Annotated in this window: 24 protein-coding genes; 11 read left to right on the forward strand and 13 right to left on the reverse strand. The window is 59.0% G+C overall.

Going from position 1 to position 25,624, the window contains the following annotated elements:
• Positions 1 to 134: 134 nt before the first annotated feature.
• Complete coding sequence (locus tag AACW30_RS09890) at positions 135 to 1,292, forward strand: MFS transporter (protein WP_124416970.1); 1,158 nt, start codon at positions 135 to 137, stop codon at positions 1,290 to 1,292.
• Positions 1,293 to 1,296: 4 nt separating this feature from the next.
• Here the strand turns inward: AACW30_RS09890 and nhaR are convergent, their stop codons facing one another.
• Entirely contained in the window at positions 1,297 to 2,199 is a 903-nt protein-coding gene (gene nhaR / locus AACW30_RS09895; protein WP_106580099.1) for a transcriptional activator NhaR, read from the reverse strand.
• A gap of 134 nt (positions 2,200 to 2,333) precedes the next feature.
• Between nhaR and AACW30_RS09900 the strand changes: the two genes are divergently transcribed.
• The 4 genes from AACW30_RS09900 (at position 2,334) to mnmH (ending at position 5,596) form a co-directional block, all read left to right on the forward strand.
• Positions 2,334 to 2,585 (forward strand): hypothetical protein, encoded by a 252-nt coding sequence (locus AACW30_RS09900; protein WP_124416972.1) that lies wholly within the window; start codon positions 2,334 to 2,336, stop codon positions 2,583 to 2,585.
• A gap of 28 nt (positions 2,586 to 2,613) precedes the next feature.
• Positions 2,614 to 3,363, forward strand: a complete 750-nt coding sequence (locus tag AACW30_RS09905; RefSeq protein WP_106580101.1) for a TerC family protein — start codon at positions 2,614 to 2,616, stop codon at positions 3,361 to 3,363.
• 95 nt (positions 3,364 to 3,458) lie between these two features.
• Positions 3,459 to 4,493 (forward strand): selenide, water dikinase SelD, encoded by a 1,035-nt coding sequence (gene selD, locus AACW30_RS09910; RefSeq protein WP_169366304.1) that lies wholly within the window; start codon positions 3,459 to 3,461, stop codon positions 4,491 to 4,493.
• On the forward strand, positions 4,493 to 5,596 hold the full coding sequence (mnmH, locus tag AACW30_RS09915; RefSeq protein WP_200624901.1) for a tRNA 2-selenouridine(34) synthase MnmH: 1,104 nt from the start codon (positions 4,493 to 4,495) through the stop codon (positions 5,594 to 5,596). Before selD ends, mnmH begins: the two co-directional genes overlap by 1 nt.
• 130 nt (positions 5,597 to 5,726) lie before the next feature.
• Here the strand turns inward: mnmH and AACW30_RS09920 are convergent, their stop codons facing one another.
• Positions 5,727 to 6,782: a permease gene (locus AACW30_RS09920; RefSeq protein WP_200624902.1), complete on the reverse strand. Its 1,056-nt coding sequence runs from the start codon at positions 6,780 to 6,782 to the stop codon at positions 5,727 to 5,729.
• Between the two features lie 58 nt (positions 6,783 to 6,840).
• Positions 6,841 to 7,542: a histidine phosphatase family protein gene (locus tag AACW30_RS09925; RefSeq protein WP_200624903.1), complete on the reverse strand. Its 702-nt coding sequence runs from the start codon at positions 7,540 to 7,542 to the stop codon at positions 6,841 to 6,843.
• A 251-nt stretch (positions 7,543 to 7,793) separates the two neighbouring features.
• Here AACW30_RS09925 and AACW30_RS09930 point away from each other — a divergent pair, with 251 nt between their 5' ends.
• The 3 genes from AACW30_RS09930 to hemB all read left to right on the forward strand — a co-directional run bounded on the left by AACW30_RS09930 (position 7,794) and on the right by hemB (position 10,443).
• Complete coding sequence (locus AACW30_RS09930) at positions 7,794 to 8,492, forward strand: glutathione S-transferase N-terminal domain-containing protein (RefSeq protein ID WP_119739452.1); 699 nt, start codon at positions 7,794 to 7,796, stop codon at positions 8,490 to 8,492.
• 17 nt (positions 8,493 to 8,509) lie between these two features.
• The gene (locus AACW30_RS09935) at positions 8,510 to 9,352 is read left to right on the forward strand and encodes a PhzF family phenazine biosynthesis protein (protein ID WP_200624904.1); all 843 of its coding nucleotides are present in this window, start codon (positions 8,510 to 8,512) and stop codon (positions 9,350 to 9,352) included.
• 116 nt (positions 9,353 to 9,468) lie between these two features.
• Positions 9,469 to 10,443: a porphobilinogen synthase gene (hemB, locus tag AACW30_RS09940; protein ID WP_124416977.1), complete on the forward strand. Its 975-nt coding sequence runs from the start codon at positions 9,469 to 9,471 to the stop codon at positions 10,441 to 10,443.
• Positions 10,444 to 10,570: 127 nt separating this feature from the next.
• Here the strand turns inward: hemB and AACW30_RS09945 are convergent, their stop codons facing one another.
• The 3 genes from AACW30_RS09945 to AACW30_RS09955 all read right to left on the reverse strand — a co-directional run bounded on the left by AACW30_RS09945 (position 10,571) and on the right by AACW30_RS09955 (position 16,536).
• Positions 10,571 to 10,918 (reverse strand): hypothetical protein, encoded by a 348-nt coding sequence (locus tag AACW30_RS09945; RefSeq protein ID WP_179678463.1) that lies wholly within the window; start codon positions 10,916 to 10,918, stop codon positions 10,571 to 10,573.
• Positions 10,919 to 10,934: 16 nt separating this feature from the next.
• On the reverse strand, positions 10,935 to 15,725 hold the full coding sequence (locus AACW30_RS09950; RefSeq protein WP_200624949.1) for an RHS repeat-associated core domain-containing protein: 4,791 nt from the start codon (positions 15,723 to 15,725) through the stop codon (positions 10,935 to 10,937).
• 196 nt (positions 15,726 to 15,921) lie between these two features.
• The gene (locus AACW30_RS09955) at positions 15,922 to 16,536 is read right to left on the reverse strand and encodes a LysE family translocator (protein WP_200624905.1); all 615 of its coding nucleotides are present in this window, start codon (positions 16,534 to 16,536) and stop codon (positions 15,922 to 15,924) included.
• Between the two features lie 146 nt (positions 16,537 to 16,682).
• Here AACW30_RS09955 and AACW30_RS09960 point away from each other — a divergent pair, with 146 nt between their 5' ends.
• Complete coding sequence (locus tag AACW30_RS09960; protein WP_200624906.1) at positions 16,683 to 17,768, forward strand: DUF1615 domain-containing protein; 1,086 nt, start codon at positions 16,683 to 16,685, stop codon at positions 17,766 to 17,768.
• A gap of 102 nt (positions 17,769 to 17,870) precedes the next feature.
• Here AACW30_RS09960 and AACW30_RS09965 read toward each other — a convergent pair whose 3' ends face one another.
• Positions 17,871 to 18,746 (reverse strand): DUF4349 domain-containing protein, encoded by an 876-nt coding sequence (locus tag AACW30_RS09965; protein ID WP_200624907.1) that lies wholly within the window; start codon positions 18,744 to 18,746, stop codon positions 17,871 to 17,873.
• Between the two features lie 156 nt (positions 18,747 to 18,902).
• Between AACW30_RS09965 and AACW30_RS09970 the strand changes: the two genes are divergently transcribed.
• Positions 18,903 to 19,319, forward strand: a complete 417-nt coding sequence (locus AACW30_RS09970; protein WP_200624908.1) for a PaaI family thioesterase — start codon at positions 18,903 to 18,905, stop codon at positions 19,317 to 19,319.
• Positions 19,320 to 19,511: 192 nt separating this feature from the next.
• Here AACW30_RS09970 and AACW30_RS09975 read toward each other — a convergent pair whose 3' ends face one another.
• Genes AACW30_RS09975 through AACW30_RS09985 form a run of 3 tightly spaced genes read right to left on the reverse strand, consistent with a single transcriptional unit; the run spans position 19,512 to position 22,094 of the window.
• On the reverse strand, positions 19,512 to 20,693 hold the full coding sequence (locus AACW30_RS09975) for an acetyl-CoA C-acetyltransferase (protein ID WP_200624909.1): 1,182 nt from the start codon (positions 20,691 to 20,693) through the stop codon (positions 19,512 to 19,514).
• A gap of 11 nt (positions 20,694 to 20,704) precedes the next feature.
• The gene (locus AACW30_RS09980) at positions 20,705 to 21,364 is read right to left on the reverse strand and encodes a CoA transferase subunit B (protein ID WP_017135011.1); all 660 of its coding nucleotides are present in this window, start codon (positions 21,362 to 21,364) and stop codon (positions 20,705 to 20,707) included.
• 31 nt (positions 21,365 to 21,395) lie between these two features.
• A complete protein-coding gene (locus AACW30_RS09985) occupies positions 21,396 to 22,094 on the reverse strand; it encodes a CoA transferase subunit A (protein WP_010211319.1) in 699 nt (232 codons plus the stop codon).
• 188 nt (positions 22,095 to 22,282) lie between these two features.
• Here AACW30_RS09985 and AACW30_RS09990 point away from each other — a divergent pair, with 188 nt between their 5' ends.
• Positions 22,283 to 23,185, forward strand: a complete 903-nt coding sequence (locus tag AACW30_RS09990) for a LysR family transcriptional regulator (protein WP_179607220.1) — start codon at positions 22,283 to 22,285, stop codon at positions 23,183 to 23,185.
• A 123-nt stretch (positions 23,186 to 23,308) separates the two neighbouring features.
• On the opposite strand, the gene AACW30_RS09995 is transcribed toward AACW30_RS09990, so the two are convergent.
• The 3 genes from AACW30_RS09995 to AACW30_RS10005 all read right to left on the reverse strand — a co-directional run bounded on the left by AACW30_RS09995 (position 23,309) and on the right by AACW30_RS10005 (position 25,552).
• Complete coding sequence (locus tag AACW30_RS09995) at positions 23,309 to 23,638, reverse strand: hypothetical protein (protein ID WP_200624910.1); 330 nt, start codon at positions 23,636 to 23,638, stop codon at positions 23,309 to 23,311.
• 616 nt (positions 23,639 to 24,254) lie between these two features.
• Complete coding sequence (locus AACW30_RS10000) at positions 24,255 to 25,103, reverse strand: NAD-dependent protein deacetylase (protein WP_200624911.1); 849 nt, start codon at positions 25,101 to 25,103, stop codon at positions 24,255 to 24,257.
• An 8-nt stretch (positions 25,104 to 25,111) separates the two neighbouring features.
• Positions 25,112 to 25,552, reverse strand: coding sequence for a CBS domain-containing protein (locus tag AACW30_RS10005; protein ID WP_106579933.1), 441 nt, complete (start codon positions 25,550 to 25,552; stop codon positions 25,112 to 25,114).
• Between the last annotated feature and the right edge of the window lie 72 nt (positions 25,553 to 25,624).

Below are 25,624 nucleotides of genomic sequence, written 5' to 3' on the forward strand. Positions count from 1 at the left end.
CGGCATTCGGTCACCCGCGCCTGCGGGCCTTGGCCAAATCCCGACATACTCTGTTAACATTCTCGCCTCTCACCTTTCCTATCCGTCAGCGAGCCCCTCGGGCTGTCGTTGATGTCGTCGTTTCTGGGGTTTTCATGCTGTTTCCCATCCTGCTGCTGTCGGCCGCCGGCTTCACCGTGCTGACCACAGAATTCATTATCGTCGGCCTGTTGCCGTCCATTGCCCGGGACTTGGATGTCACCGTGTCCCAGGCCGGGCTGCTGGTGACCTTGTTTGCCTTTACCGTGGCGGCGTTTGGCCCGTTTCTCACGGCGTACTTCGCGCGCTTTGGGCGCAAGCGTTTGTTCATCAGCATTCTGATCATGTTTGGCGTGGCCAATACGGTGGCCGCGCTGGCGCCGAATATTTGGGTGATGGCAGTGGCACGGTTGATCCCCGCGTTGGGGCTGCCGGTGTTCTGGGCCTTGGCCAGTGAAACCGCAGTGGATATCGTTGGCCCTGAATACGCCGGGCGCGCCATCGAAAAGATTGGCTTTGGCATCGTCTGCGCCACCGTGTTCGGCATTCCAGTGGGCACATTGATTTCGGACATGTTCGGCTGGCGCACCGCGTTCGCGATCCTCGCCGTGGTGGCGTTGGCCAAGGCGTTGCTGCTGTTTATCTACCTGCCGGTGACTAAGCCGAAGAACGATCAAGTCACCCTGCGCTCGCAGTTCAAGATCCTGCGCAACCCGGTGATGCAAGGCCATATTCTGCTGTCGATCCTGGTGTTCAGCGGCATGTTCACCGCTTACACCTACCTGGCCGACATCCTCGAGCGCCTGGCCGGGTTCGACGGCACCCTGGTGGGCTGGTGCCTGATGGGCTTTGGCGCGGTCGGCCTACTCGGCAACTCCCTGGGCGGGCGCGCAGTGGATCGCCACCCCTTGATCGCCTCCATGGTGTTCTGCGGGTTCATGATCGCAGGCATGGTGGCCTTGGTTCCGGCAATTCACTCAACGATTGGCCTGGCGGCGGCGATGGCCGTGTGGGGCGTGACCCAGGCGGCGATGTTCCTGGTCAGCCATGTGCGGTTGATGAAGGCCGCGCCCCATGCCCCGGCGTTTGCCGCGTCGTTGAATATTGCTGGCGCCAACCTTGGGATCGGCTTGGGCGCAATGGTCGGCGGGCATGTGATCGACACCCTCGGCCTTGGCAGCCTGGGTTTTGCGGCGTCCGGTTTTATCCTGGTGTCGATCTTGCTGGCGCTGTGGCTGATGACCGCCAGGCAACCGGTCGCATCCCACGCCTGAACCCTCAGGGCAGGGCGGTAAACAGCTCGCGCCTTGCCCCTTCGGTAATCGCCACAATGCCGGGGTGCTTGATTTTGCGTTCCACCGAGATCGCGTAAAACGACTCGGTGACCGCATCGGTCTGGCCCATCAGTGCCACGCCATACTGGCGCACCACCTCATCGGCAATCACGCTGGGGGCAATAAAAATGCCGCTGCCGGATTGCCCGAATGCCTGCATCAAGGCGCTGTCGTCGAACTCGCCGATGATCTTCGGTTGGATCTTCTGCTCGGCAAACCAGCGCTGCAAGCGGCTGCGCACCACCGTCTCGGCTCCCGGAATCAACAGCGGTGCGCCCTGCAAGCATTGTGGGAAATCGCCGCCATACCTGTCAGCCAATGCCTGGGTGGCGAAAAAACTGATACCGCATTCACCCAGCTTCTGGCTGTAGCCCTTGATGTCCAGGTGTGTGGGCATGGGGCTGTCGGAAATCACCAAGTCCAGGCGCTGGATCGCCAGGTCGGCCAGCAGGCGGTCGAGTTTATCTTCGCGGCAGGTGATGCGGATCGGTTCGCTCAGCTCCATGGTCGGCGCGATCAGCCGGTACACGATGGATTTAGGCACCACGTCCGCGACGCCGACCCGGAACAGGATCTGCTGTTCGTTTGGCTCTGCGCGCAGCAACGCCTCCAGCTCATTACCGGTCTGGAACATCTGCTCGGCGTAGGGCAGGGCGCGGCGCCCGGCCTCAGTCAGTTCCAACTGGCGCCCGACGCGTTGAAACAGCGCGATACCAAAGGTTTGCTCAAGCAGACTGATCTGACCGCTGATGGTCTGCGGCGTGAGGTTCAATTGCTCACAGGCGCGCACGATGCTGCCGGTCTTGGCCACTACCCAGAAGTAATGCAGTTGTCGGTAATTGAGCATCACGGTCTACACTTCGTAAAAAACGAAGTATACGTCAGAAAAATACGAATTTTCCTGAACTGTTCGCCTGCATAGAATGCCTCGCTATCGAGGGGCCACTATTTGGACCCGCTGGTTCTAACGAGGAATACATCATGAAACTCAATTCCCTGGGCGCCGCGTCTTTGCTTGCGCTTTCATTGATAGTGGTCAGCGGCTGTGATCAGGTGGAAAAAAGCGCCCAGCAAGTGCTCGGCAAGGCCACTGATTCCGCCAAGCAAGCCATCGATGACACCCATAAGGCCGCCGAGCAGGCATTGAGTGAAGCGACACAAGGCTTGATCAGCCCGCAAAAAAAGGATGATCAGGAAGAAAAAGAACCCGAATCGAACAGCAAAGAAGCCTAACTTCCCAGCACAACGTCAGGACTGACCTATGGATTACCTTTTACAACTGGCCGCCAGCCCCACCGCCTGGATCGCACTGGCCACCTTGATCGTGATGGAAATCGTGCTGGGCATCGACAACCTGATCTTTATCTCGATTCTCACCAACAAATTACCCGAGAAGCATCGGGCCAAGGCACGCCGCATTGGTATCAGCATGGCGTTGGTATTGCGCCTGGGCCTGTTGAGCACTATCGCGTTTATCGTGCAGTTGACGGCGCCGGTGTTCGAAATCTTCGGCCAGGCGTTTTCGTGGAAGGACATGATCCTGATCGCCGGCGGCCTGTTCCTGGTGTGGAAGGCGACCACCGAAATCCATCACAGCATGGACCCCGAGCCAGAGGCGAAAGAAACCGTCAGCAATGCCGTGACCATTGGCTTCGCCGCGGCCATCGGCCAGATCCTGCTGCTCGACCTGGTGTTCTCCATCGACAGCATCATCACCGCCGTGGGCATGACCGAGCACTTGCCGATCATGATCATTGCTGTGGTGGTTTCGGTGATCGTGATGCTGGTGGCGGCTGAACCGCTGGCCAAGTTCATCAACGACAACCCGACCGTGGTCATGCTGGCCCTGGGCTTTTTGATCATGATCGGCATGACGCTGATCGCCGAAGGCTTCGGCGCCCATGTGCCAAAAGGCTACGTGTATGCGGCCATGGCGTTCTCGGCAGCGATTGAGTGCTTGAACATCGCACGACGTAATCGCCACCAGCGTTTGCTCGCCGCGAGGCAGTAACGCCAGAAACACAAAAAGCCGGCTGAGCTCACAAGCGCCCAGCCGGCTTTTTGCTGTCTGATAGAATCTGCGCACTTGTTACCTTGAGGTCCACCATGAACGAGCCGATTCGCCTCACCCAGTACAGCCACGGCGCGGGTTGCGGCTGCAAGATTTCACCGCAAGTGCTGGAAGTGATTCTTGCCGGCAGCGGCGCACAGAACCTCGACCCCAACCTGTGGGTCGGCAACGCCTCACGCGACGACGCGGCGGTGTACGCCATCGATGACGAGCGCGGCGTGGTCTCCACCACCGATTTTTTCATGCCGATTGTCGATGATCCCTTCGACTTCGGCCGTATTGCCGCCACCAACGCAATCAGCGACATCTACGCCATGGGCGGCGACCCGTTGATGGCCATCGCCATTCTGGGCTGGCCAGTGAATGTACTGGCGCCGGAAGTTGCCCGCGAAGTCATCCGTGGCGGCCGTTCGGTGTGCGACGCCGCCGGCATTCCGTTGGCCGGTGGGCACTCCATTGATGCGCCAGAGCCGATCTTTGGTCTGGCCGTCACCGGCATCGTGCAAAAACGCCACATGAAGCGTAACGACACCGCCACTGCCGGCTGCAAACTGTACCTGACCAAGCCTCTGGGCATCGGTATCCTCACCACTGCCGAGAAGAAGGGCAAACTGCGCGAAGCGGATATCGGCCTGGCCCGAGACTGGATGTGCACGCTCAACAAACCTGGTAGTCGTTTCGGCAAGTTGGCCGGCGTAACCGCCATGACCGATGTCACTGGTTTCGGTCTGTTGGGTCACCTGGTGGAAATGGCTGACGGCAGTGGTCTCACGGCGCGCATCGAATACCAAAAGGTCCCACGCCTGGCCGGGATCGAGGACTACCTCGATCAGGGCTGCATGCCCGGTGGCACCTTGCGCAACTTCGACAGTTATTCGAGCAAGCTCGGGCGCCTGCAAGAACTGCACAAGCGCGTGCTTTGTGACCCGCAAACCAGCGGCGGCCTGCTGATCGCCGTTACCCCCGAAGGCGACGCCGAATTCCACACCGTGGCCGCCGAACTGGGCCTGAGCCTTGAGCCCATCGGCGAACTGGTTGAGCGACAGACCCACGCGGTAGAGGTGTTTTGATGGCAACTGACATCACCGACTACCGCGACATCTTCCTCAATGACCGGCCGATGATGGATACCCGCGCGCCGATCGAGTTCACCAAAGGCGCATTCCCCGGTGTGGTCAACCTGCCGCTGATGACCGACGACGAGCGCCAGCGGGTCGGTACCTGTTACAAACAGCAAGGCCAGCAAGCCGCTATCGTGCTGGGGCATGAACTGGTGTCCGGCGCGATCAAGGCCGAACGTATTGAACAGTGGGCGCAGTTTGCCGAGGCCAACCCTGAGGGCTACTTGTACTGCTTCCGCGGTGGGCTGCGTTCGCAGATCGTGCAGCAATGGTTGAAGACCGAAGCCGGTATCGAGTACCCGCGAGTCGGCGGTGGCTACAAAGCCATGCGTACTTTCCTGCTGGAAACGCTGGAGCAGGCCACTGCGCATTGTGATTTTGTGCTGCTTGGCGGCATGACCGGCACCGGCAAGACCGAAGTGCTCGGCCAATTGCGCAACGCATTGGACCTGGAAGGCCACGCCAACCATCGCGGCTCCAGCTTTGGCAAGCGCGCCACCGCGCAGCCGTCCAACATCGACTTCGAAAACCGTTTGGCTGTGGACCTGCTAAAAAAACGCGCGGGTGGTATCGAGCAATTCGTGGTCGAGGACGAAAGCCGCATGATCGGCAGTTGTGCGCTGCCGTTACCCTTGCACCAGAGCATGCAGACGTTTTCGATGGTGTGGTTGGAAGACAGCGTTGAAGGCCGCGTAGAACGAATCCTGCGTGATTATGTGGTCGACCTCTGCGCCGAGTTCATTCAGGTGTTTGGCGAAAACGGTCAGGCACTGTTCGCCGAGCGCTTGACGCAGAGCCTGGCCAATATCCATAAACGCCTGGGTGGCGAGCGCTTCCAGCGGCTGCAGGCGATCTTGCAAGATGCCCTGGCGGAGCAGGCCCGCAGTGGTGCCGTGGACCTGCACCGGGTGTGGATCGAAGGTTTGCTGCGTGAGTATTACGACCCGATGTATGCCTTTCAGCGAGAACGCAAAGGTGCGCGGATCGAGTTTGCGGGCGAGCAGGGCGCCGTGGTGGAGTACTTGCGCGAGCGCAGTGGCAAGGCAGAATAATCAGCGGTGGTTAAGGGCCTCTTTTGCGAGCAAGCCCGCCCCGGCATTTCGACCACGTTCCTATTGGATAAACGCGGTCAAATGTGGGAGCGGGCTTGCTCGCGAAAGCGCCTTGAACCTCACCCGAAATCTACAGGATGACCGCCCCGATCAACCCGCACGCCACGCCCACCACCATGGTCAGCACGGCCACCGTCACCAGCACCCGCGCATCGAAATCCTTGCGCAGCATCAACAGTGACGGCAGGCTCACGCTCGGTAGGGTCATCAGTAAGGCCACGGCCGGGCCGGTGCCCATGCCCAGGGTCATCATGGTTTGTACGATAGGGATTTCGGCGGCTGTAGGAATCACGAACAGCGTGCCGACGATTGCCAGTGGCACCAGCCACATCAGGCTGTTGGCCATGGCCCCATCGACATGGGGAAACAGCCAGACCCGCGCGGCGCCCAGTACCAGCACGGCAATGATGTAGATCGGGATCGTGCTCCAGAACAGCTGCCACAAGGTGCACAACCAGCGGCTCAGGAACGGTTGCGATTCGCTCAGGCTGGCGTCGGCGACCGCGTTCAATGCGGCTTCGGGCACCTGATCGGGCCGGGCAATGCGCTGTGCCACCAATGACACCCCGACCACCAGCACAATCCCCGCCACCAGCCGCAATGCGGTAAAGCCCCAGCCCAATACAAAGCCCATGAACACCAGTGTTGCCGGATTCAACACCGGGTTAGCGATCCAGAACGCCAACGCCGCACCCACCGACACGTTTTGACGGCGCATGCCCGCCGCCACAGGTGCCGCGCAGCAACTGCACATCATCCCCGGCAGGGCGAACAGCCCACCGCGCAGGGTCGAACCCAGCCCGGCACGGCCAAACAGGCGCAGCAGCCAGTCGCGGGGAATCAACACTTGCAGCAGCGAACCCAGAATTACCGCCAGCACGGCAGCTTTCCAGATCGCCAGGAAATACACCTGGGCGTAGGCCAGCGCGGCGGTCAGGGGCGCGGTTTGCTGGTCATTGAGAATCGAGGCACCGATGCTGTGGTTATCCGCCGCGACGAATGCCTTCAGATAGTAGGGCGACCATTTCACGTAGTAGAGGCCGATGCAGGCCACCAGCAGGAACAGCGCTGGTTTCCACCAGAACGACCAGCCCCGGTTGGGCTGGGTGGAGAGGAGGTTGGGCATGGTGCTGATCCGCAGATGATTCAATAGCGACGCATCATACGCTTGTGCCGCGCCGGCTTCAGATTTCTGCGCTGACCTGAGTTGCATCCGGGCATGTCTGCTGGCCGTTATCCAGGCCTTGCTTGTAGTTGCGGCTCAGCAGCGACGCCTTGCCGTTGTGCCAGGTCAGCGTCAGCACATACAGCGTGTCGAAGTCACTGCCCGACCAATCGTCGGTGATGGTGTGTTTTTCACCCGAAGCCTCACTGGCGACTTTGTTGATCAATTCCGGCAGGTAGCCGTGGGACCAGGCGGTGTAGATGATCGCGTTGTGATACTTGTCTTCCACCAGTTCGTCGGCGAGGGCGCTGGTGTCGTTGGCCGAGAATTTGATGTTCACCGGCAGGCCCAGCTTGATCGCGCTGGGGCTGATGGTCATCAGTGGTCGAATGTAGCTGTAGGAATTATCGTGCTCGCCTTCCTCGACATTCCGCGTCGGGTTGGGCGCAAACACGAAATTGGCTTTGCCGAATTTCTCCGGCAGCACGGTGGCCAGGTTCATTGCGCGGTTCAGACCCTGGCAATTGAGCTGGCCGAGGCCGCCGACGGGTTTTTCGCCGTGGCGCAGAAATACCAGGGTTTGCACGCCATCCACCGGGCCAGCGCTGCTGATGCGCGACTCCAGGCTCAGGCCGATGGCGCCGCCTGCCAAAAGCAGCGGCAACATGATGTATGAATAACGTTTGAGGCGTTGCGCAAGGCACAGAGGCTTGATTGTCATTAGGTTCGAGTCTTCAGTGCATCGGATTAAGGCGGACAAGCCGGGACCCAGCGACGCATCCGGCGTCCTGCGGTTTTTCCGTGTCGATGTAACAGGGTGTCTCCTTTCACCGTAATGGCGCACTTAAGAGTGCATATCGGCATTTTGGTTCGCCTGCGCGCACGATAGCGTGGTTATGTTGCGCAATGATGACCCATGCAGGACGGCGGTGGGGTGGCTATCATGGGGACTTTCCGCCTGGGGATTTCCCGATGAATGCACTCGCCGCTTTCCCGATCAACAGCAAATGGCCCGCCCAGCATCCGGAGCGTTTGCAGCTCTATTCGCTGCCCACGCCCAACGGCGTCAAAGTGTCGATCATGCTTGAAGAACTGGGCCTGCCCTACGAAGCGCACAAGGTCAGTTTCGAGACCCAGGACCAGTTGTCCCCGGAATTTCTGTCGCTGAACCCCAATAACAAGATTCCCGCGATCATCGACCCCAACGGCCCGAGCGGTCAGCCGCTGGCGTTGTTCGAATCCGGTGCGATCCTGATTTACCTGGCGGAAAAAACCAGCCAGCTGCTTTCCGAAGACCCGGCCACCCGCTATGAAACCCTTCAATGGCTGATGTTCCAGATGGCCGGTATCGGCCCGATGTTCGGCCAGGTCGGGTTCTTCAACAAATTTGCCGGCAAGGCGTACGAAGATAAACGACCGCGTGATCGCTATGTCGCCGAGTCCCGGCGATTACTGGAAGTGCTGGAAAAACGCTTGCTGGGCCGCACCTGGATCATGGGTGACGAGTACAGCATCGCCGACATCGCCACCTTTCCGTGGATTCGCAACCTGATCGGCTTTTATGAGTCCGGCGATCTGGTTGGCATCGCCGACTTTCCCAATGTGCTGCGCGCGCTGGACGGCTTTGTCGCACGTCCGGCGGTAATTCGTGGCTTGAACATACCTGCGTGACCCTAGAGCGTTGAAGCATGCCGACTTTTGATTTCAAGCAACTGGATGTATTCAGCAGCGTTTCGCTCAAGGGCAACCCACTGGCAGTGGTGCTGGGCGCTGACAGCCTCACTGACCAGCAGATGGCCGATTTTGCTAACTGGACCAACCTGAGCGAGACCACGTTTTTGCTGACGCCGCGTGATCCTCGGGCTGACTATCGGGTAAGAATTTTTACCACGCTCACAGAGCTGCCGTTCGCCGGGCACCCGACGCTGGGCAGTTGCCATGCCTGGTTGCAGGCGGGCGGCGTGCCGAAGGGCGATGAGATTATCCAGGAGTGCGAAATCGGCCTGGTGCGTGTCCGTCGTGAAGGCGGCGAGTTGGCGTTCATTGCGCCGCCGTTGTTGCGCACCGGCCCGCTGGATGCACCGCTGCTTGAGCGCGTGCGCCTGGGTTTGGGCCTGGCGCCCGAAGCCATCGTGAGCAGTCGATGGGTCGACAATGGCGCGGGCTGGCTGGCGGTGATGTTGGCCGATCGTGACCAAGTGCTTGCTTTGCGCCCGGACTACTCGCAACTGCACGGTCTGGCGATTGGCGTCATTGCAGCTTGTGACCCGGCGCGCGACGCCGTGGACACGCACTTCGAAGTCCGCGGCTTTATCGCCGGCGACGGCGCTCAGGAAGACCCCGCCACTGGCAGCCTGAATGCCGGTATCGCCCAATGGCTGTTGAGCGAGGGGCTGGCGCCCGACTATTACGTGGTCAGCCAAGGCACGGCCATGGGGCGCGCCGGGCGTATACGCGTGGAGCGCCATGGCGATGAAATCTGGGTCGGTGGTGCGGTTGCGGTGTGCATCGAAGGGCGAGTACAGCTCTAGATCAATGAATTGTTACGAGCTGCGCAATACACTGTTGGCCCCTTGGCGTTTGTGCTGCCGGGGCCAAGGGGCATAAGCTTTCGCCCCAACTATTTCTGCCGCTATTCAGGACAGCCATGACCAGCCAGTTCCCCCAAGCCCGTCCACGCCGCCTGCGCCGCTCTCCGGAGCTGCGTGGCTTGTTCCAGGAAACCGAATTCACCCTCAACGATTTGGTACTGCCGATTTTCGTCGAAGAAGAAATCGACGACTTTGTGCCGATCACCAGCATGCCGGGTGTGCAGCGTATTCCTGAAAAGAAATTGGCCGCTGAGATCGAGCGCTATGCCCGCGCCGGGATCAAGTCAGTAATGACGTTCGGCGTGTCCCACCACCTGGACGCCAACGGCAGCGACACCTGGAAAGAACGCGGCCTGGTCTCGCGCATGTCCTCGATCATCAAGGACGCCGTGCCGGAAATGATCGTGATGTCCGACACCTGCTTCTGCGAATACACCGACCACGGCCATTGCGGCGTGATGCACGGCGCCCACGTCGACAACGACGCGACCCTGGTCAACCTCGGCAAGCAAGCCGTGGCCGCCGCCCGCGCCGGTGCTGATGTGATCGCACCGTCCGCCGCCATGGACGGTCAAGTCCAAGCGATCCGCCGCGCCCTGGACGATGCCGGCTTCACGCATATTCCGATCATGGCCTACTCCACCAAATTCGCTTCGGCCCTCTACGGCCCGTTCCGCGAAGCCGGCGGCAGCGCGCTCAAAGGCGACCGCAAAAGCTACCAGATGAACCCCATGAACCGCCGCGAAGCCGTGCGCGAATCGCTGCTCGATGAGCAGGAAGGCGCAGACGCGCTGATGGTCAAGCCAGCCGGTGCCTACCTCGACATCATCCGCGACATCCGTGAAGCCTCGCGTTTGCCGGTGGCGGCGTATCAGGTGAGTGGTGAGTACGCGATGATCAAGTTTGGTGCCCAGGCAGGGGCGATTGATGAGGCGCGGGTGGTGCGCGAAACGTTGGGGTCGATCAAGCGTGCGGGTGCGGATTTGATTTTTACTTACTTTGCGATGGATTTGGCGTTGGCGGGGATTTAATTCCGATCGGTGACCCTGTGGCGAGCGGGCTTGTTCGTCACGGGGCTGGGATCGCTGTAAAGCACTGCGCTGGCAAACAATGAACGTTGCGAGATGACGTTGAGGTTATAAAAAACAATCGAGGCTTTCAATGTGTGCTTCTGTAGTCCGTAAGACGGTTCAAGAGTATCTGCATGAACGCTCTTTGATCGTATACAGGTGTGCTGAAGTAAGTTGCCATCGTTTTAAATACAGAATCGAAGCTGTCGTTGATAGATAAATAGTGGTCGATCGAATCGATAAACCACTCCTGTTCAATATTTGTATATGACAAAAACTCAGGTTTGGTCAACTCATCAAAAAGCTCTGAAAGCTCCTTTTCATTATTTATATCTTTTGATGCAATCAGCTTTTCTCTTTCTAGATCGTCAGTATTTTCAATATCATAGGTGAATAATAAACCGCGAATTATTGACATGCTGGGTTCTTTTTTCATACTTTTCATGGTTTTCTCACTCCGTATATGCTGTTTTAGGGTTGCCTTGGCTGTTGAGTATTACTCGGGCGTTGCGCTTTTGGCCGTACTGCATGCCATCGGCGGAATATCCATCGCCAATTACCCTCTCCATGTTCATGGGTCTCAATGATGCGGCATGACCGTTTCTTCTGAAAATGAGCTGTGCTCTAAATATAGCGTTCAATTGATCCTTATGACTGAGGTATCTAGTCGCGGCAGGTGGGTATTTAGGCTGACCGCTATTCGGACCTGATGTATAGACTTCGATAATTCCTGTTGTCGGGTTCCTTGCTGTTTGGAGTCTTTCCAGTTGAGATTCGAGTGTTGTCTGGGCGCCGTGTTTTTCCAAGAAATGCGCGCCTGGTGTCAATTTTTCTAGCTCATCCAATCGCCTGTACGCGTTTGCCTCTGTAAGTTCATCAATCCTCGCCTGTCGCTCTGCACGCGACATTTGTGGTGTAGCTGGCTCTGCGTGGTTAACGCCTACCGGCGGCTCTTTGTCGATGATACTTGGCGCGCAGCCATTACCGCCGGGGCATGTGTTCAATCCCAGCGGATCGACCCACCCCGTAGGATTGGGCGCGTACCGGTACGCGTTGATCCCACCGGCCAGCTTCACCGGGTCGGGTGTCAGGTAACGACCAATATCTGGATTGTAGTAGCGATGGCGGTTGTAGTGCAGGCCGCTTTCTTCGTCGAAGTATTGGCCTTGGAAGCGCAGCGGGTTGTCGACTTTGTTTATGTCGAGGCGGCTGATCTGGCCATAGGCACGGGAGTGCGCGGACCAGACGATTTCGCCGTCGGGGGCGGTGAGTTCTTGCGGGGTGCCGAGGTGGTCGAGTTGGTAGTGGAACGGCTGGGTATTTTTTGGACCAAAGCCCTCCAGCAGGACCAGCGGGCGGAAACTGTCCGGCTCGTAGATATAACTGCGATGCCGATCCGCGTGATGTTCCGCAACCAGCTTGTCGCCTTGCCAGAAAAACTCAGTGGTTATCCCATCGACGGTTTTACTGATCCGCCGACCAAACGGGTCATAGCGATAACTAGCGATTTGCCCGTTGGGCTGGGTGATGCCGATCAACCGATGCTGGCAGTCGTAGCGATACTCGGTGACGAGTTGATGGCCCTTGCCGCGTCTTTGGCGGATCAGGTTACCGAAGGCGTCATAGTCATAATGATGATCGCCCTGAATCACCAACCGATTCCCCGCCACGATGTCCGGACCGGGTCGGTCTTGCATCAGCAGGTTGCCGGCCGGGTCGTGGCCAAAGCGCTCTTGCACGTCTTGCGAGTGATCCGCTCGAGTCAGGCGGGCGAGGGGGTCGTAGTGGTAGTGATGCTCGCCTTTACGGGTGTCGAGCAGGCGGGTGAGGTTGCCGGATTTGTCGTAGTCGTAGTGACGGCGGTAGAGCTTGTGTTCCTCTTGCGTCACCGCGTGGGCGTGCAGGCGGTTTTGGTCGTCGTAGTCGTAATGGCTGAGCAGTTGGCCTTGTTGGCGTTGGCGTTCTTTTCCGGTTTTGAACAGGTGAGAGGTGAGGGTTTTGCCATTCAGTTCGACGGTGGCGAGGTGGCCGCCTTTGTCGTGGTTGAAGGTGAGGCGGTTGTTGTCCGGCAGGCGCAGGTTTTTCAGTTGGCCACAGGCGTCGTAGCCGTAGCGTAAGGTGCCCCAGCCTTGGTGGTCGGTGGTGAGGCGGTTTTGGGCATCGTATTCGTAGGCTAACGCCCAATGGCCGTCGTCGACGCTGAGGAGGTTGCCCTGGCGGTCGTAGGCGTAATCGACCACTCCACCGTCTGGAAGAGTTTTTCGTACGAGGCGGCCGGAAAAGTCTCGCTCGTAGCGGGTGACTAGCTGACTGCCGTCATCGCCGTGTTCGGTTTTCTCCAGTAAGTTGCCGTTGAGGTCGTAGACGTAGGCCGTACGCTGGCCGTCAAAACCGGTTTCCTGCTGGATCAGGCCGTTGGGATGGTAATCCAGCCGGTAGGTTTCGCCGACTTCGTTTTCGATCTCGGTCAGCAGTAACCGCACGTTGTCGTAGCGGTAGTTGACCTGGGTACCATCAGCATTTATGCGACGGCTGATCAGGTGCAGGCCGTCGGCGTATTCGTAGCGGGTGACGTGGCCCAGTTCATTACGTTCAGAGGTGATTTTTCCGTACGGGTTGTAGCTGAATTCCCGCGTGGCACCGCCTGGAAGTACGACACGAACCAACCGACCCACACCGTCCCATTGATACTGCGTCAGCGCGCCATGCTCATCCTCACGCGCAACTTGTCGTCCAACATCGTCATAGCGATAACGCTTAACCCCACCATTCGGCAGTTGTTCCTCAACGAGCTGTCCACGCTCATTCCAGACCAGCCGATGAGACCCGTTATCCGGATACCAAACCCCAATCAGCTGCCCGTATTTGTCGTAGGTGTAGTCCGTAATGTGGCCGTCAGGATCTGTCTGACGCATAACGTCGCCTTGTTCGTTACGCTCATATTTCCAAACCGCTTCACCCCGCCTTACGACCCGTACGAACCCGTTGTCATGCTCGTAGGAAGTCGGCTCATCCTCCCCCGGAAACAACGCCACCAAACGTCCGGCGTCGTCATACTGATACGCCGTCACCGCCCCCAGCGGATCTTGCTCGACCGTCAGCCGACCCTTGTCGTCGTAGGAGTTGAAATGCTCCGCACCGTCCGGATCAATCCGCTGTACCAGCCGCGCCCGCTGATCGTGGACATACACTTCCTGGCTACCATCAGCGTTGTGAACCGTGACCCTGCCGCCGTCTTCCCACGCATACCGCGTGTCCATCTGCGAAAAACTGGCCCAGTGCCGAACACAGCGCGCCGCCTTGCCAGCCCGTTCCCACGCCCAAAAGAAACTCGCCCCACCGGCCAACTGCCGCTCAAGAATGACGTGCTGTTCGTCGTACCGATAAACCTCGCTTTCACCTACAGCATTGGTCGCCGAAACCAATCGGCCAGCGTCGTCATAGGCGTAGGAAACGACGTTCTGCTCCGTTACCCAGACGTAGGGCTCACGGCTTTTGGCGCGATGAACCTGATAGTCAACCGCCACAATGCGACCGAGTTCATAGCGCAAAAACAGCGACCGACCCGCGCCGTTATCCAGCCGCTCAATCCGCCCCAAACGATCACGAATAACCCGCAGCCGGTTGTCATACGCATCACTGATCGCCGTCAGTACACCATCGCGAAAGTGGTAAAACCGTGATGCCTGGGCCAGCACCAACTCATCGGGCAGGGCACCCAAATAGATCGCCGCTTCGGCCAGGCTATTGGTAATCGCCGGTCGCGCCACAGTCGGCAGGGGCAGGGCAGTCGATCGATTCTCATGATCCGTCCAAACCACCGAATCACCCGAAACCACCAACCGCTGTGCCAGCGCATGACTCCAGCCAAACCCCAACCCGCAATCCACTTCCACCGCACTGGTGCGGTACAGCCGCGTCCACTCAAACGGCAATATCCCGTCCAGCGCGCCATCAGTGAGGGTGAGCAATTCTTCGCCGGTGACCATCGACACCGGGCAGCCATGGGTGGCTGTTTTATCCGCAGGCGCCGCCGCATCTCCCTGCGGATTTTTCGCAGCAACAGGCACATCATCGACATACTCTTGCCGCACGAGCACCGTCTTCTGCGTCTTGCTGCGAACCATCGACACCGCGTTCGTAATCAGGTTGTCTCCAGCTTTTAACGGCGCAACTGGCACCGTCTGAATCTGGATTGCCGGGCTACCGAGCAATATCGGCTTGGCCGCCTCAACATGCTCACCCAACTGAGATTTTCCGAACTGCTTGGCCATGTGCTCCAGCCACCGGCGCGCACGATGAGACTTGATGCTGCCCAGCACCTTGCTGCCAAGGCGTATCACCAGGCCCATCCCGGCAGTGGCAAGGCACAGCAACACGTTGATCAGCACTTCAAGGCTGATCGAGCCCAGCAACTCATTCATGAGTGGCGGCGGCATCATCCGCATCCAACTGACCATTGCCGCCAGGTAGATGAACAGCAGAGGCTCATCACTGAGTACCAGCAAACCTTTCGCAAGCATTTCGGCGCTGACATTCAGCAGCTTTCCGAACTCGGCCTGGGTCAGGTAGTGCAGCAGCTGTTCGGCATATGTCAGTGGGTGGGTAAGCCACTCAAACAGCAGTTTGAGCGTGTCCCAGAGTGAGCCAAGTGCATCGCCAAACCCTTTGGCGTAGGCCTGGTGCAGTAAGAGGTAGCGTTTGAGGAAGTTTGCTTCGGAGTATTTATTCCACAGTGGCCCGAACGTGGCGCGCCACTCCGTGCGCAGCCAGTGCTCCAGCGAGGTGATGACCGACTGATAGGAGGCATATAAGGCCTTGAAGTGTTCTTTAGAAACGTTGGGGTAAAAATTGACTCGGTACTTCTGGTTCCGATCGCACTCGGTGATTTTCAGAATGCCACTGGGGCCGATAAATTTTTTGATGGGGTCGCCCAGGGGGCCACCGTTGGGGTCGATGGTTTGCAACACCACTGGCGTGTTGCCGATGGGTACAAATTGAGAACTCTGGAACATGTGCACCAGGGTCAGGGTGCCGTCCTGCTTGCAGGCCGCAACGGCCGAGCTGGGCAGGATGGAGCGGTTGATCGGCGCGACGAGTGCCACCTCATCCCCGACCTTGAATACCTGATCGACATCCAGTGCCGAAAAGCTGATGTAGCTTTCGGCCCAGAGCTCGTAGGTATTGAGGCAGCGTTTGAAATCGCTGAGAACGGATTCGACGTCTCGCGTCTCTGAATCCATCACGGCCAGTACCAGAAGGCCAATGTGTTGGTTGGTGGCGATGATCAAAATACAGCCCCCATAACTGGGGCTTTAACGAAAAAAACCATCTGCAATCCCTCGCACTGTGTGATCAGGCGAAGGACTTTGCCGAGGTTTTCAGGTGGTATCTGTAGAGGTTATCCGGGTGTTGCGTGGGACGTTTCGGTAGTCCTTGTCAGCGCTGCGCAAATGCCAGGTTCAAACCCAACCCTGCAAAGACTGCCGCAAAACTGCGGCGCAACCAGTTCTGCACGCGCGGCGATTCGATCACGGCGCGGCGAAAGCCATTGGCCAACAAGCCATAGATGACGAAAACCGCAAACGTCATCGCCATGAATACTGCGCTCAGTACCAGCATTTGCACGGCGGGCGAGATGCTGCCTGGGGTAACAAACTGGGGCAGAAAGGCCAGGAAGAAAATCGTCAGCTTGGGGTTGAGGATGTTCAACAGGAAACCACGGATCATCAGGCCGCGCGCTGTGGTTGCAGTCGGTGAGTCATTCATCGCGAAGGCCGAGCGATCACGCCAGGTGGCATAGGCCAGGTAGAGCAAGTAAGCAACGCCCGCGTACCTGAGCACTTCAAACGCCAACGCGCTGGTGTGCAGCAGGGCAGAGAGGCCGAGCACCGATGCCAGCAAGTGGGGCAGGATGCCTGCGGTACAACCCAGCGCAGCAAATACGCTGGCGCGCTTGCCGGCGGTGAGGCCGGTGGAGACGGTAAAGATCACACCGGTGCCGGGGATCAGCACGACGATCAGGCAGGTGACGAGGAAGTTCACACTGAGCATGGCATTCAAACTCCTTGTAGGAATGGTCGATGACAGATCCTGTCACGTTAGTTTGGGATTGGCGAGTGCGGCAGGTCGGCGAACCCCGGTTAGACTTACCTGTCGATATCCGCAATGTCCGGCCCGTCGTTACCCAAGGAAGCCCCATGTATTCAAGCCGCCTGATCCTGTGCCTCACCACGTTGCTGGTGCTGGCCGGTTGCTCCACTTCACGCAGTCCGCAACAGCCGGAGCGTAGCGAGGCCGAGGTGAAAGCGCAGATCGTGCGCCTGCTGCCGGCGACGGTGCCGGACCGCGGTGGCTGGGCACAAGACATCTACACCGCCTTCGACACTCAGAAAATCTACCCCAGCACCGAAAATATCTGTGCTGTGCTGGCAGTCACCGAGCAAGAGTCCACCTACCAGGTCGACCCGCCGGTGCCAAACATGGGCAAGATCGCCCAGGATGAAATCCTGCGCCGTGCCGGCAAGGTCCATGTGCCGGCCTTTGTGGTGCGCAGCGCACTGCAATTGCGCTCGCCTACCGGTAAGTCCTACGCCGAGCGTTTGAGTGCTGCACGCACGGAGAAGGACCTGAGCGCAATCTTTGACGATTTCATCAGCGTGGTGCCTCTGGGTAATACCTTATTTGGCGGTTTCAACCCGGTGCATACCGCAGGCCCGATGCAAGTCAGCATCGACTTTGCACAGAAACAGGCGCGGGGTTATCCCTACACGGTGGACGGCACGATTCGCCGTGAAGTCTTCACGCGGCGCGGCGGCATGTATTTCGGCATCGCCCACTTGCTGGGCTACCCGGTCAGTTATGACCAGCCGCTGTACCGCTTTGCTGACTTCAACGCCGGTTGGTACGCCAGCCGCAACGCTGCGTTCCAGGCTGCCGTCAGCCGCATTGCTGGCACCGAGCTGGCGTTGGATGGCGACTTGATTCGCTATGGCTCATTGTTGCCGGGCACCACTGAGTTGGCGGTGCGCTCCCTGGGGGCCAAGTTGGACATGCGCAATCCGACCATCCGGAGCCAGTTGGAGAAGGGTGAGCAATTGGACTTTGAGGAGACCACCCTCTACAAACGCGTGTACGCGCTGGCTGATAAAGCGGCCGGCAAGCCAATACCACGGGCGATACTGCCGGGCATCGTGTTGAAGAGCCCGAAGATCACTCGCAACCTGACCACCGCGTGGTTCGCCAAGCGCGTGGATGATCGGTATCAGCGCTGCATGAAGCGCTGATTATCGCTGGCGGGCGTGTCGTGGCGAGCGGCTTGCTGTGGCGAGCGGGCTTGCCCCGCGTTGGGCTGCGAAGCAGCCCCCTGTCAAGTAGAACGCAGTGTGTCAGTCATCACTCGGTGCCTGGTTCTGGGGCTGCTTGGCAGCCGAATGCGGGGCAAGCCCGCTCGCCACAGAAAGCTCGTTTGCAGCAGTACGCCTGCCAGCCACCACAAACCGGCGCCATAACCAGACCCACAACCACATCACCGGAAATGCCAGGATCACGAACGGCAGTACATAGCTGGCGCGTTCCAGTGCATCTGCCGTGCCGTCCACCAGGTTGTCGCCCAGGTTGCGGAAGATCCGGCTGAAGCGTGACTGCTGGTTCGCGCCATCGGAGGAACGGAAATTCAGGGTCACGCGGTTAGTATCAAGGCGGCGTTGTTGGCCGGCGGCGACCTGGGCGAGTGCCTGCAGTTCGTTTTCAACGCCCGCCTGCTCCTTGGTTAAAGCGATCAGGTCGCTGACGCTGATGTCCTTGCGCTTGGCCAGCTCATCGAGGCGCTGTTGCTGGGCTTGCAGGCGATCCTGGCGACGGCGCACATCGGCGACCGCGTCAGCAAGGTCTTCGGCGGTGGTGATGCGCTGGCCGAGTGTTCCACCTTCTGCGGCCAGCGCGACCATCGGCTCCACGCCGGTGGGTGCAATGCGCAGGATGATCTCGCCACCGTTGCCATCTTCGGTGATGCCCAGAATATTGCAGGCGCCAAAGCGTGCCGACTCACAGGCCTCGCGGGTGGCCTGCATGCGCGGTGCAAGCAGGGCGCCGGGCAGCGCCAGGGTCAGCTTGTGCTCATAAGCCAATTGCGCGCCGGCTCGGCCTTGTTCGCCGTTGATGACAGTGGCACGGGAGTGCTCCTTGGGCGAACAGCCGGCCAAGGCCAGTGCGGCCAGCAAGATCAAAAGAAGCGGTTGTGTTGTGCCGTCCAGGTGGCGCATTGCTGTTCCTTGGATATGCAGGGGAAATTGCCCGCGATTAAAGCGGGTCTGGCGGATTTACGCAAAGCATCGCGCAGGATTTGCGTGACTGATGATGATGGCCTCCGCAGAGGGCGGGGCGTACACCTCAGACCTTACGCCAAGGATGAATTTGCCATGACTGCCTACGCCGTGCCCGAAGGGTTTGTTTCGCTGCCGCGCAGTAGCCCGCTGCTCGACTTGCTGGGCCCAGCTTATTGCCGGGGCGAAGGCCTGGATCTGGAAATAGGCCTGCGCTCCGATAACCGCCACGCGAATGGGCGCGGCACGGTGCATGGCGGGGTGTTGGCGACCCTGGCGGATGTCGGCATGGGTTATGCGATGGCGTTTTCCAGTGAGCCGCCGTTGCCGTTGATTACCGCGAGCATGACGTTGGATTACCTGGGGCCGGTGCAGGTGGGCGACTGGATTGTGGTGCGGTTGGAACATCACAAACGCGGGCGGCAGATGGCGTTTGCCACGGTGAGCTTGCAGGTGGGGGAGAATGTCGTGGCGCGAGCGACTGCCGTGTTTGCGGTGCCACGCACGGACTAATAATAGAGATCATTGTGGGCGCTGGCTTGCCTGCGAAAGCGCAGGGTCAGCCAGCACATTTGCCAACGGTCGACCCGCTATCGCAGGCAAGCCAGGTCCCACAGTTGGACGGTGGTTTTTCATGGGGACGGCTTAAAAAAGAAAAGGCCCGGTTTTCGTGGAACCGAGCCTTTGCTTCTGTTGCTCTTTGGATCAGCTGCGTTCGAGGGCGAGGGCTACACCTTGACCGCCACCGATGCACAGCGTCGCCAGGCCTTTCTTGGCGTCGCGCTTGATCATTTCATGCAGCAATGTCACCAGCACGCGGCAACCCGAGGCACCGATCGGGTGGCCGATGGCGATGGCACCGCCATTGACATTGACCTTCTCAGCGTCCCACTCCAGCTCTTTGCCCACCGCCAAAGATTGCGCGGCAAAGGCTTCGTTGGCTTCGATCAGGTCCAGGTCGCCCAGGCTCCAGCCGGCCTTGTCCAGGCAGCGGCGAGTGGCCGACACCGGGCCGATGCCCATGATCGCCGGGTCGACGCCGGCGTTGGCGTAGCTGGCGATACGCGCCAGTACAGGCAGGCCGAGGGCTTTGGCCTTATCGGCGCTCATCAATAACACTGCAGCGGCGCCGTCGTTGAGGCTGGAAGCGTTGCCGGCGGTGACACTGCCGTCTTTCTTGAATGCGGGTTTGAGCTTGGCCAGGGATTCGGCGGTGGTGCCGGCGCGTGGTTGTTCATCGACCGCGAAGGCCACTGGGTCGCCTTTGCGCTGGGGGATCAGGACCGGGGTGATCTCATCAACAAACCGACCTGCTTCAATAGCCGCAGCGGCTTTTTGCTGGGAGGCAGCGGCGAAAGCATCCTGGGCTTCACGGCTGATGCCGTACTTGTCTACCAGGTTCTCGGCAGTGATGCCCATGTGGTAGTCGTTAAACGCATCCCACAGGCCGTCGGTGATCATGCTGTCGAGCATTTTGGCATGGCCCATGCGCAGTCCGGTGCGTGCAGCGGGCAATACGTACGGCGCCAGGCTCATGTTCTCCATGCCGCCGGCGATGATCACCTCGGCGTCGCCGCAACGGATGGCCTGGGCGCCCAAGTGCAGGGCTTTGAGGCCCGAGCCGCAGACTTTATTCAGGGTCAGGGCCGGCACGGCGTGGGGCAGACCGGCGAGTATCGAGGCCTGGCGCGCAGGGTTCTGGCCGCTGCCTGCGGTGAGTACCTGGCCGAGGATGACTTCATCCACTTGAGCCGGGTCCAGGCCGGTCTGCTCCAGCAGGCGACGGATCACGGCCGCGCCCAGTTCCGGTGCCGGGATACTGGCCAGCGAACCTTGAAAGCTGCCCACGGCGGTGCGGGTGGCAGCAACAATCACGACGTCTTGCATGGAATCTGTCCTCACTGGAAGTGCATTTCTGGAACGTGGTCCGGGACGATCAGTTTACCGGCGGTCTTGCTCACAATCTCTTCAACGCTGACGCCAGGTGCGCGTTCCTTGAGGACAAAAGCGCCATTTTCGATCTCGAGGTAAGCCAGGTCCGTCAATACACGCTTGATGCACTTGGCGCCGGTCAGCGGCAGGCTGCACTGGCTGAGCAACTTGGACTCACCGTCCTTGGACGCATGGGTCATGATCACGATGATGTTTTCTGCACCGGCCACCAGGTCCATGGCGCCGCCCATGCCCTTGACCAGTTTGCCGGGAATCATCCACGAGGCGATGTTGCCTTGTACGTCCACTTCAAACGCGCCGAGCACGGTGAGGTCGACGTGGCCCCCGCGAATCATCGCGAAGGACTCGGCGGAGGAGAAGATCGAGGCGCCAATGCGCGCAGTCACGGTCTGCTTGCCGGCGTTGATCATGTCGGCATCGATGGTTTCTTCGGTAGGAAACGGGCCCATGCCGAGCAGGCCGTTTTCCGACTGCAGCATCACTTCCATGCCTTCGGGAATGTAGTTGGCCACCAGGGTCGGAATGCCGATGCCGAGGTTGACGTAGAAACCGTCCTGCATTTCACGTGCGACGCGTTGAGCCATTTGTTCGCGGGTAAGGGCCATTGTTTGTCTCCTTATTATTTGGGCTGGCGGATTATTTGCGGACAGTGCGCTGTTCGATGCGCTTCTCGAAGGTGCCGCAGATGATCCGGTCGACGTAGATGCCTGGAGTGTGGATCTGCGCCGGGTCCAGCTCGCCCGGTTCGACAATTTCTTCAACTTCGACCACGGTGATCTTGCCGGCGGTGGCAGCCAGCGGGTTGAAGTTCTGGGCGGTGTGGCGATAGATGACGTTGCCGAAATGGTCGGCTTTCCAGCCTTTGACGATGGCGAAGTCGCCGGTGATGGACTCTTCCATCAGGTAGGGGCGGCCATTGAATTCGCGGGTTTCCTTGCCTTCGGCGACAGGGGTGCCGACGCCGGTGGCCGTGAAGAAGGCCGGGATGCCAGCACCGCCTGCGCGCATTTTTTCTGCCAGGGTGCCTTGGGGCGTCAGTACCACTTCGATTTCGCCGCTGAGCAGTTGCTTCTCGAACAGGGCGTTTTCACCGACGTAGGACGCGATCACTTTGCTGATCTGTTTTTCTTCCAGCAGCACGCCGAGGCCAAACCCATCGACGCCGCAGTTGTTGGAAACCACCGTCAAGTCGCGGGTGCCTTTGCGCTTGATCTCGGCAATGAGGTTTTCCGGAATGCCGCACAGGCCAAAACCACCGGAGAGCACGGTCATCCCGTCTTCCAGGCCTGCCAGTGCTTCTTCATAGGACGCCACGCGTTTATCGAAACCTGCCATATGCACCTCTTTTATTGTGTGTGGGCCAGCCAATGACACGAGTGTTGCGCCGTCGGATTGATTTGTTAAGTTGTTTTTTAAGGTTGATTGGTTTGAAAAACAGCATAATCGGTTTTAAGCCGCAAGCTTCAAGCATAGACATGCGGCAACCTCACTTGCAGCATCCGACTGGCAGCGTGGAGCTTCCTATGACCGTTAAACAGATGCGTGCCTTTCTCGCCGTGGCCCAGAGCCTGAGTTTCGCCGCTGCTTGCGAACGCCTGCACCTCTCTCAATCGGCGCTGAGTCTGACCATCAAAGGGCTGGAGGAGGGGTTAGGCGGGCGCTTGTTCAGCCGCAATACGCGCAATGTCGCGCTGACGCCTGAAGGTGAGTCGTTGTTGCCTCTGGCGCGTCGCTTGATCGCCGATTGGGACAACGCCGAGGACGAGCTGCGCCAGCGTTTCACCCTCCAGCGTGGCCGGGTCACTGTGGCGGCGATGCCGTCGTTTGCGGGCAACTTGCTGCCACCGATCCTGAAGATATTCCGCGCCCGTTACCCGCAAGTGAACGTGACGGTGCATGACCTGATCAACGAGCAGGTGCTGGAGATGGTGCGTGACCGTCAGGTGGAACTGGGCGTGGCGTTCGAGCCGTCCGAGGGTTCGTCTCTGGCGTTCACCCCGTTGTATCTGGACCGGTTTATTGCGGTAGTGCCGGGAGATTCACCGTTGGCCCAGCGAAGCGAAATCGACTGGCCAACCTTGCTGGAGCAGCCGTTCATTACCCTGCAGCGGCCTTCCACGGTACGGGTGATGCTTGAGGAGCACCTGGGCGCGTTGCAGATGAAATTGCCGGTGGCGCTGGAGAGCCATCAATTGGCGACGGTGGGCAAGATGGTTGCCAATGGCCTTGGCGTCAGCGCCGTACCCGCGTTGTGCGCGAAACAGATGGAAGAGGCGGGCGCCTATTGCATCACGTTGAGCGATCCAGTGATCGAGCGACCGATTGGTGTGTTGACCAAGCCAGGCCATGAATTGTCGGCAGCTGCGCAGGTCTTGTTCGATATTTTTCGCGATGAGGCCGCCAAAGGCCGATTCCCATCGTTTTGATCACGACGCAAAACAAATGTGGGCGCTGGCTCGTCGACGATGGCTATTTAAAACTCAACATCAGTGTTGAATATTAAACCGCCATCGCCGACGAGCCAGCGCCCACTAGTTGTCGAATATCACTTAGTAATAGCGGTCGATTACCTTAACGGTCGAGCTGTCTTTGAAAGATGCCCAGGCATTGTTAAGTGTGTCGAATACCTGCTCGATAAAGTTTTGATCGGCAGCCGCTTTCTTGCCAACATAACCCTGGCCGCGGCGATACATTTTCAGGCGCGCCGCCAGGTTGCGGTTGTTTTTATCGAACTCTTCCTCAAGGGTATGGGGCGCCACGCAGTCGATATGGACTTGACCCGATTTTTCGACCCACAGAATATGGTCGTCGAGTGTGTCTTTCTGCGCTGCGAACATCTCAGCCAATTCATCGATAGTTGGTTGGTTGTTCAGATTCATAATGTAAGCCCCTTGACCAGTTGGCGATCTATCAGTTGATTCCGTTAAAACTGCTTAGTTGTCTCCGGCTTGAAAGCCGGGCGTCAGTGACTGTCTGCCGAATACGGGCAGGGTCTTGAACCTGATGCATGTAGTCTTGCTGATGAACGGCTACGCAATGGTTTCATCGCGAAGACAAGCAGCGTTTTAGCTTCTTGTACCGATCCTTGCGGGCCGGTCAGTTTCATCAATCTGCCTTGTGGGCAGAGCACATCCGGAAAAACAGCTCGGCGGTCAGACGAGCTTGTTCAAAACACGTGTTACCAACGCTCCCGATCCGGGAGACGTCTCGATAATGCAAGGGTAAAAAGGTTACGTCAACGATTATGTAGTGATTTTTTTTGAGCACTACATAAATTGTTGTGGGGGCGGGGTAATGCGGAAAAACGTGACTTGGGCGTCATTTTTTGTGCGGTTGGTCGAAGGGGCGATGTCATCAATTCAGTATGGAAACCTGTGGGAGCGGGCTTGCTCGCGAAGGCAGTGGGTCAGCCGGAGCGCTTTTGACTGACGCACCGCCTTCGCGAGCAAGCCCGCTCCCACATACAACCCTGTTCATTGTTGGTTTGTGGCGGTGTTACTGGATCAATCGCTTGACCAGCAACGGCAACAACCGCTCACAGGACGCCTCGATCTTGACCTGCAACAGCTCATCCCCGCGTGTCTTGCCCAGGTTGATGGCAATCACCGGCTTGCCTTGCTCCACCGTCGCCTTGCACAGGCGAAATGCCGAATAGGCCATCAGCGATGAGCCCACCACCAGCAGCCCTTCAGCCTGCTGCACCGCCGCCATTGCTTTGGCCGCTGTGGCCTGGGCGACGTTCTCACCGAAAAACACTACGTCGGGCTTCAACCGTTGGCCATTGCAGTGCGGGCAGTGGGGAACTTGGAAGCGTTCTTCAAAGGCAGGGTCGAGCAGCGTATCGCCATCGGGCGCTTGCACGGCATCGACGCCGGCCAGGTAGGGGTTCTGATCTTCCATCACCCGCTGGATCACATCGCGCTCGCTGCGCTGTTGGCAATCCAGGCACAGCACTCGATGCAGACTTCCATGCAGCTCGATCACATCCTGGCTACCGGCCTGGTCATGCAAGGTATCGACGTTCTGCGTGATCAGTCCGCTAATGCGCTCGCGTTGTTGCAGCGTGGCCAGCGCCAGGTGAGCCTTGTTCGGCTGCGCCACGCGCACCCGTGGCCAACCCAGCATTGCCCGCGCCCAGTAGCGGCGCCGCGCTTGCGGCGTGGCCAGGAATTCCTGGTACATCATCGGCGCCTTGCCCCGACGCACACCTTCGCTGTCGCGATAATCAGGAATGCCCGACGACGTACTGATGCCCGCACCGGTCAGCACCACAAAGCGCTGCTCAGCCATCGCCCGGTGCAGGGTATCGAGGTGGTCTTCTTGATGTTCCAGCGTGTCGAGCATGGGGTCCCCTATTCGCCGCGGATGTACTGCTCCAGTTGTTTGATCAAGTCAGCCTGCTCGGCAATGGCTTCCTTGACCAGGTCACCGATGGACAACAAGCCGATCAGCTTGCCATCTTCGACCACGGGCAGGTGGCGCAGGTGACCGTCCGTCATGATGTTCATGCACTTTTCGACGCTCTGGTGAGTATCGACGGTAATCACTGGCGAACTCATGATTTCACTCACAGCAGTGGTCGCGGAAGAACGCCCCTTGAGGATCAACTTGCGCGCGTAATCGCGCTCACTGATCACTCCCACGACTTTGCCTTCGTCCACAACCGGCAAGGCCCCGACGTTTTTGGCAGCCATCTGGATCAATGCCTCCATCACCGTCTGGTGCGACTTGATGGTGTGAACCTCCTGATTCTTCTGGTCCTTGGCTTTGAGCACTTGTGCGACGGTTTTCATGGCGGCCACTCCGGTGTTGTTGTTAGGAAGTCAGCAGGTCCCTTACAGAATCCTAGACGGGCTACGGGGCTG

The organism is Pseudomonas sp. MF6747, assembly GCF_963890955.1.
GTDB lineage: Bacteria > Pseudomonadota > Gammaproteobacteria > Pseudomonadales > Pseudomonadaceae > Aquipseudomonas.

Excerpts from the sequence above, each read along its gene's own strand:
- AACW30_RS09925 (WP_200624903.1), bottom strand. The coding sequence starts at position 7,542 with ATGACAATCAAGCCTCTGTGCCTTGCGCAACGCCTCAAACGTTATTCA.
- AACW30_RS09945 (WP_179678463.1), bottom strand. The coding sequence starts at position 10,918 with ATGAAAAAAGAACCCAGCATGTCAATAATTCGCGGTTTATTATTCACC.
- AACW30_RS09920 (WP_200624902.1), bottom strand. The coding sequence starts at position 6,782 with ATGCCCAACCTCCTCTCCACCCAGCCCAACCGGGGCTGGTCGTTCTGG.
- AACW30_RS09980 (WP_017135011.1), bottom strand. The coding sequence starts at position 21,364 with ATGGCCCTTACCCGCGAACAAATGGCTCAACGCGTCGCACGTGAAATG.
- AACW30_RS09960 (WP_200624906.1), top strand. The coding sequence starts at position 16,683 with ATGTATTCAAGCCGCCTGATCCTGTGCCTCACCACGTTGCTGGTGCTG.
- AACW30_RS10005 (WP_106579933.1), bottom strand. The coding sequence starts at position 25,552 with ATGAAAACCGTCGCACAAGTGCTCAAAGCCAAGGACCAGAAGAATCAG.
- hemB (WP_124416977.1), top strand. The coding sequence starts at position 9,469 with ATGACCAGCCAGTTCCCCCAAGCCCGTCCACGCCGCCTGCGCCGCTCT.
- AACW30_RS09995 (WP_200624910.1), bottom strand. The coding sequence starts at position 23,638 with ATGAATCTGAACAACCAACCAACTATCGATGAATTGGCTGAGATGTTC.
- AACW30_RS09905 (WP_106580101.1), top strand. The coding sequence starts at position 2,614 with ATGGATTACCTTTTACAACTGGCCGCCAGCCCCACCGCCTGGATCGCA.
- AACW30_RS09950 (WP_200624949.1), bottom strand. The coding sequence starts at position 15,725 with ATGGATTCAGAGACGCGAGACGTCGAATCCGTTCTCAGCGATTTCAAA.
- AACW30_RS09955 (WP_200624905.1), bottom strand. The coding sequence starts at position 16,536 with ATGCTCAGTGTGAACTTCCTCGTCACCTGCCTGATCGTCGTGCTGATC.
- AACW30_RS09985 (WP_010211319.1), bottom strand. The coding sequence starts at position 22,094 with ATGGCAGGTTTCGATAAACGCGTGGCGTCCTATGAAGAAGCACTGGCA.
- selD (WP_169366304.1), top strand. The coding sequence starts at position 3,459 with ATGAACGAGCCGATTCGCCTCACCCAGTACAGCCACGGCGCGGGTTGC.
- AACW30_RS09935 (WP_200624904.1), top strand. The coding sequence starts at position 8,510 with ATGCCGACTTTTGATTTCAAGCAACTGGATGTATTCAGCAGCGTTTCG.
- AACW30_RS10000 (WP_200624911.1), bottom strand. The coding sequence starts at position 25,103 with ATGCTCGACACGCTGGAACATCAAGAAGACCACCTCGATACCCTGCAC.
- AACW30_RS09930 (WP_119739452.1), top strand. The coding sequence starts at position 7,794 with ATGAATGCACTCGCCGCTTTCCCGATCAACAGCAAATGGCCCGCCCAG.
- nhaR (WP_106580099.1), bottom strand. The coding sequence starts at position 2,199 with ATGCTCAATTACCGACAACTGCATTACTTCTGGGTAGTGGCCAAGACC.
- mnmH (WP_200624901.1), top strand. The coding sequence starts at position 4,493 with ATGGCAACTGACATCACCGACTACCGCGACATCTTCCTCAATGACCGG.
- AACW30_RS09890 (WP_124416970.1), top strand. The coding sequence starts at position 135 with ATGCTGTTTCCCATCCTGCTGCTGTCGGCCGCCGGCTTCACCGTGCTG.
- AACW30_RS09990 (WP_179607220.1), top strand. The coding sequence starts at position 22,283 with ATGACCGTTAAACAGATGCGTGCCTTTCTCGCCGTGGCCCAGAGCCTG.
- AACW30_RS09900 (WP_124416972.1), top strand. The coding sequence starts at position 2,334 with ATGAAACTCAATTCCCTGGGCGCCGCGTCTTTGCTTGCGCTTTCATTG.
- AACW30_RS09965 (WP_200624907.1), bottom strand. The coding sequence starts at position 18,746 with ATGCGCCACCTGGACGGCACAACACAACCGCTTCTTTTGATCTTGCTG.
- AACW30_RS09970 (WP_200624908.1), top strand. The coding sequence starts at position 18,903 with ATGACTGCCTACGCCGTGCCCGAAGGGTTTGTTTCGCTGCCGCGCAGT.
- AACW30_RS09975 (WP_200624909.1), bottom strand. The coding sequence starts at position 20,693 with ATGCAAGACGTCGTGATTGTTGCTGCCACCCGCACCGCCGTGGGCAGC.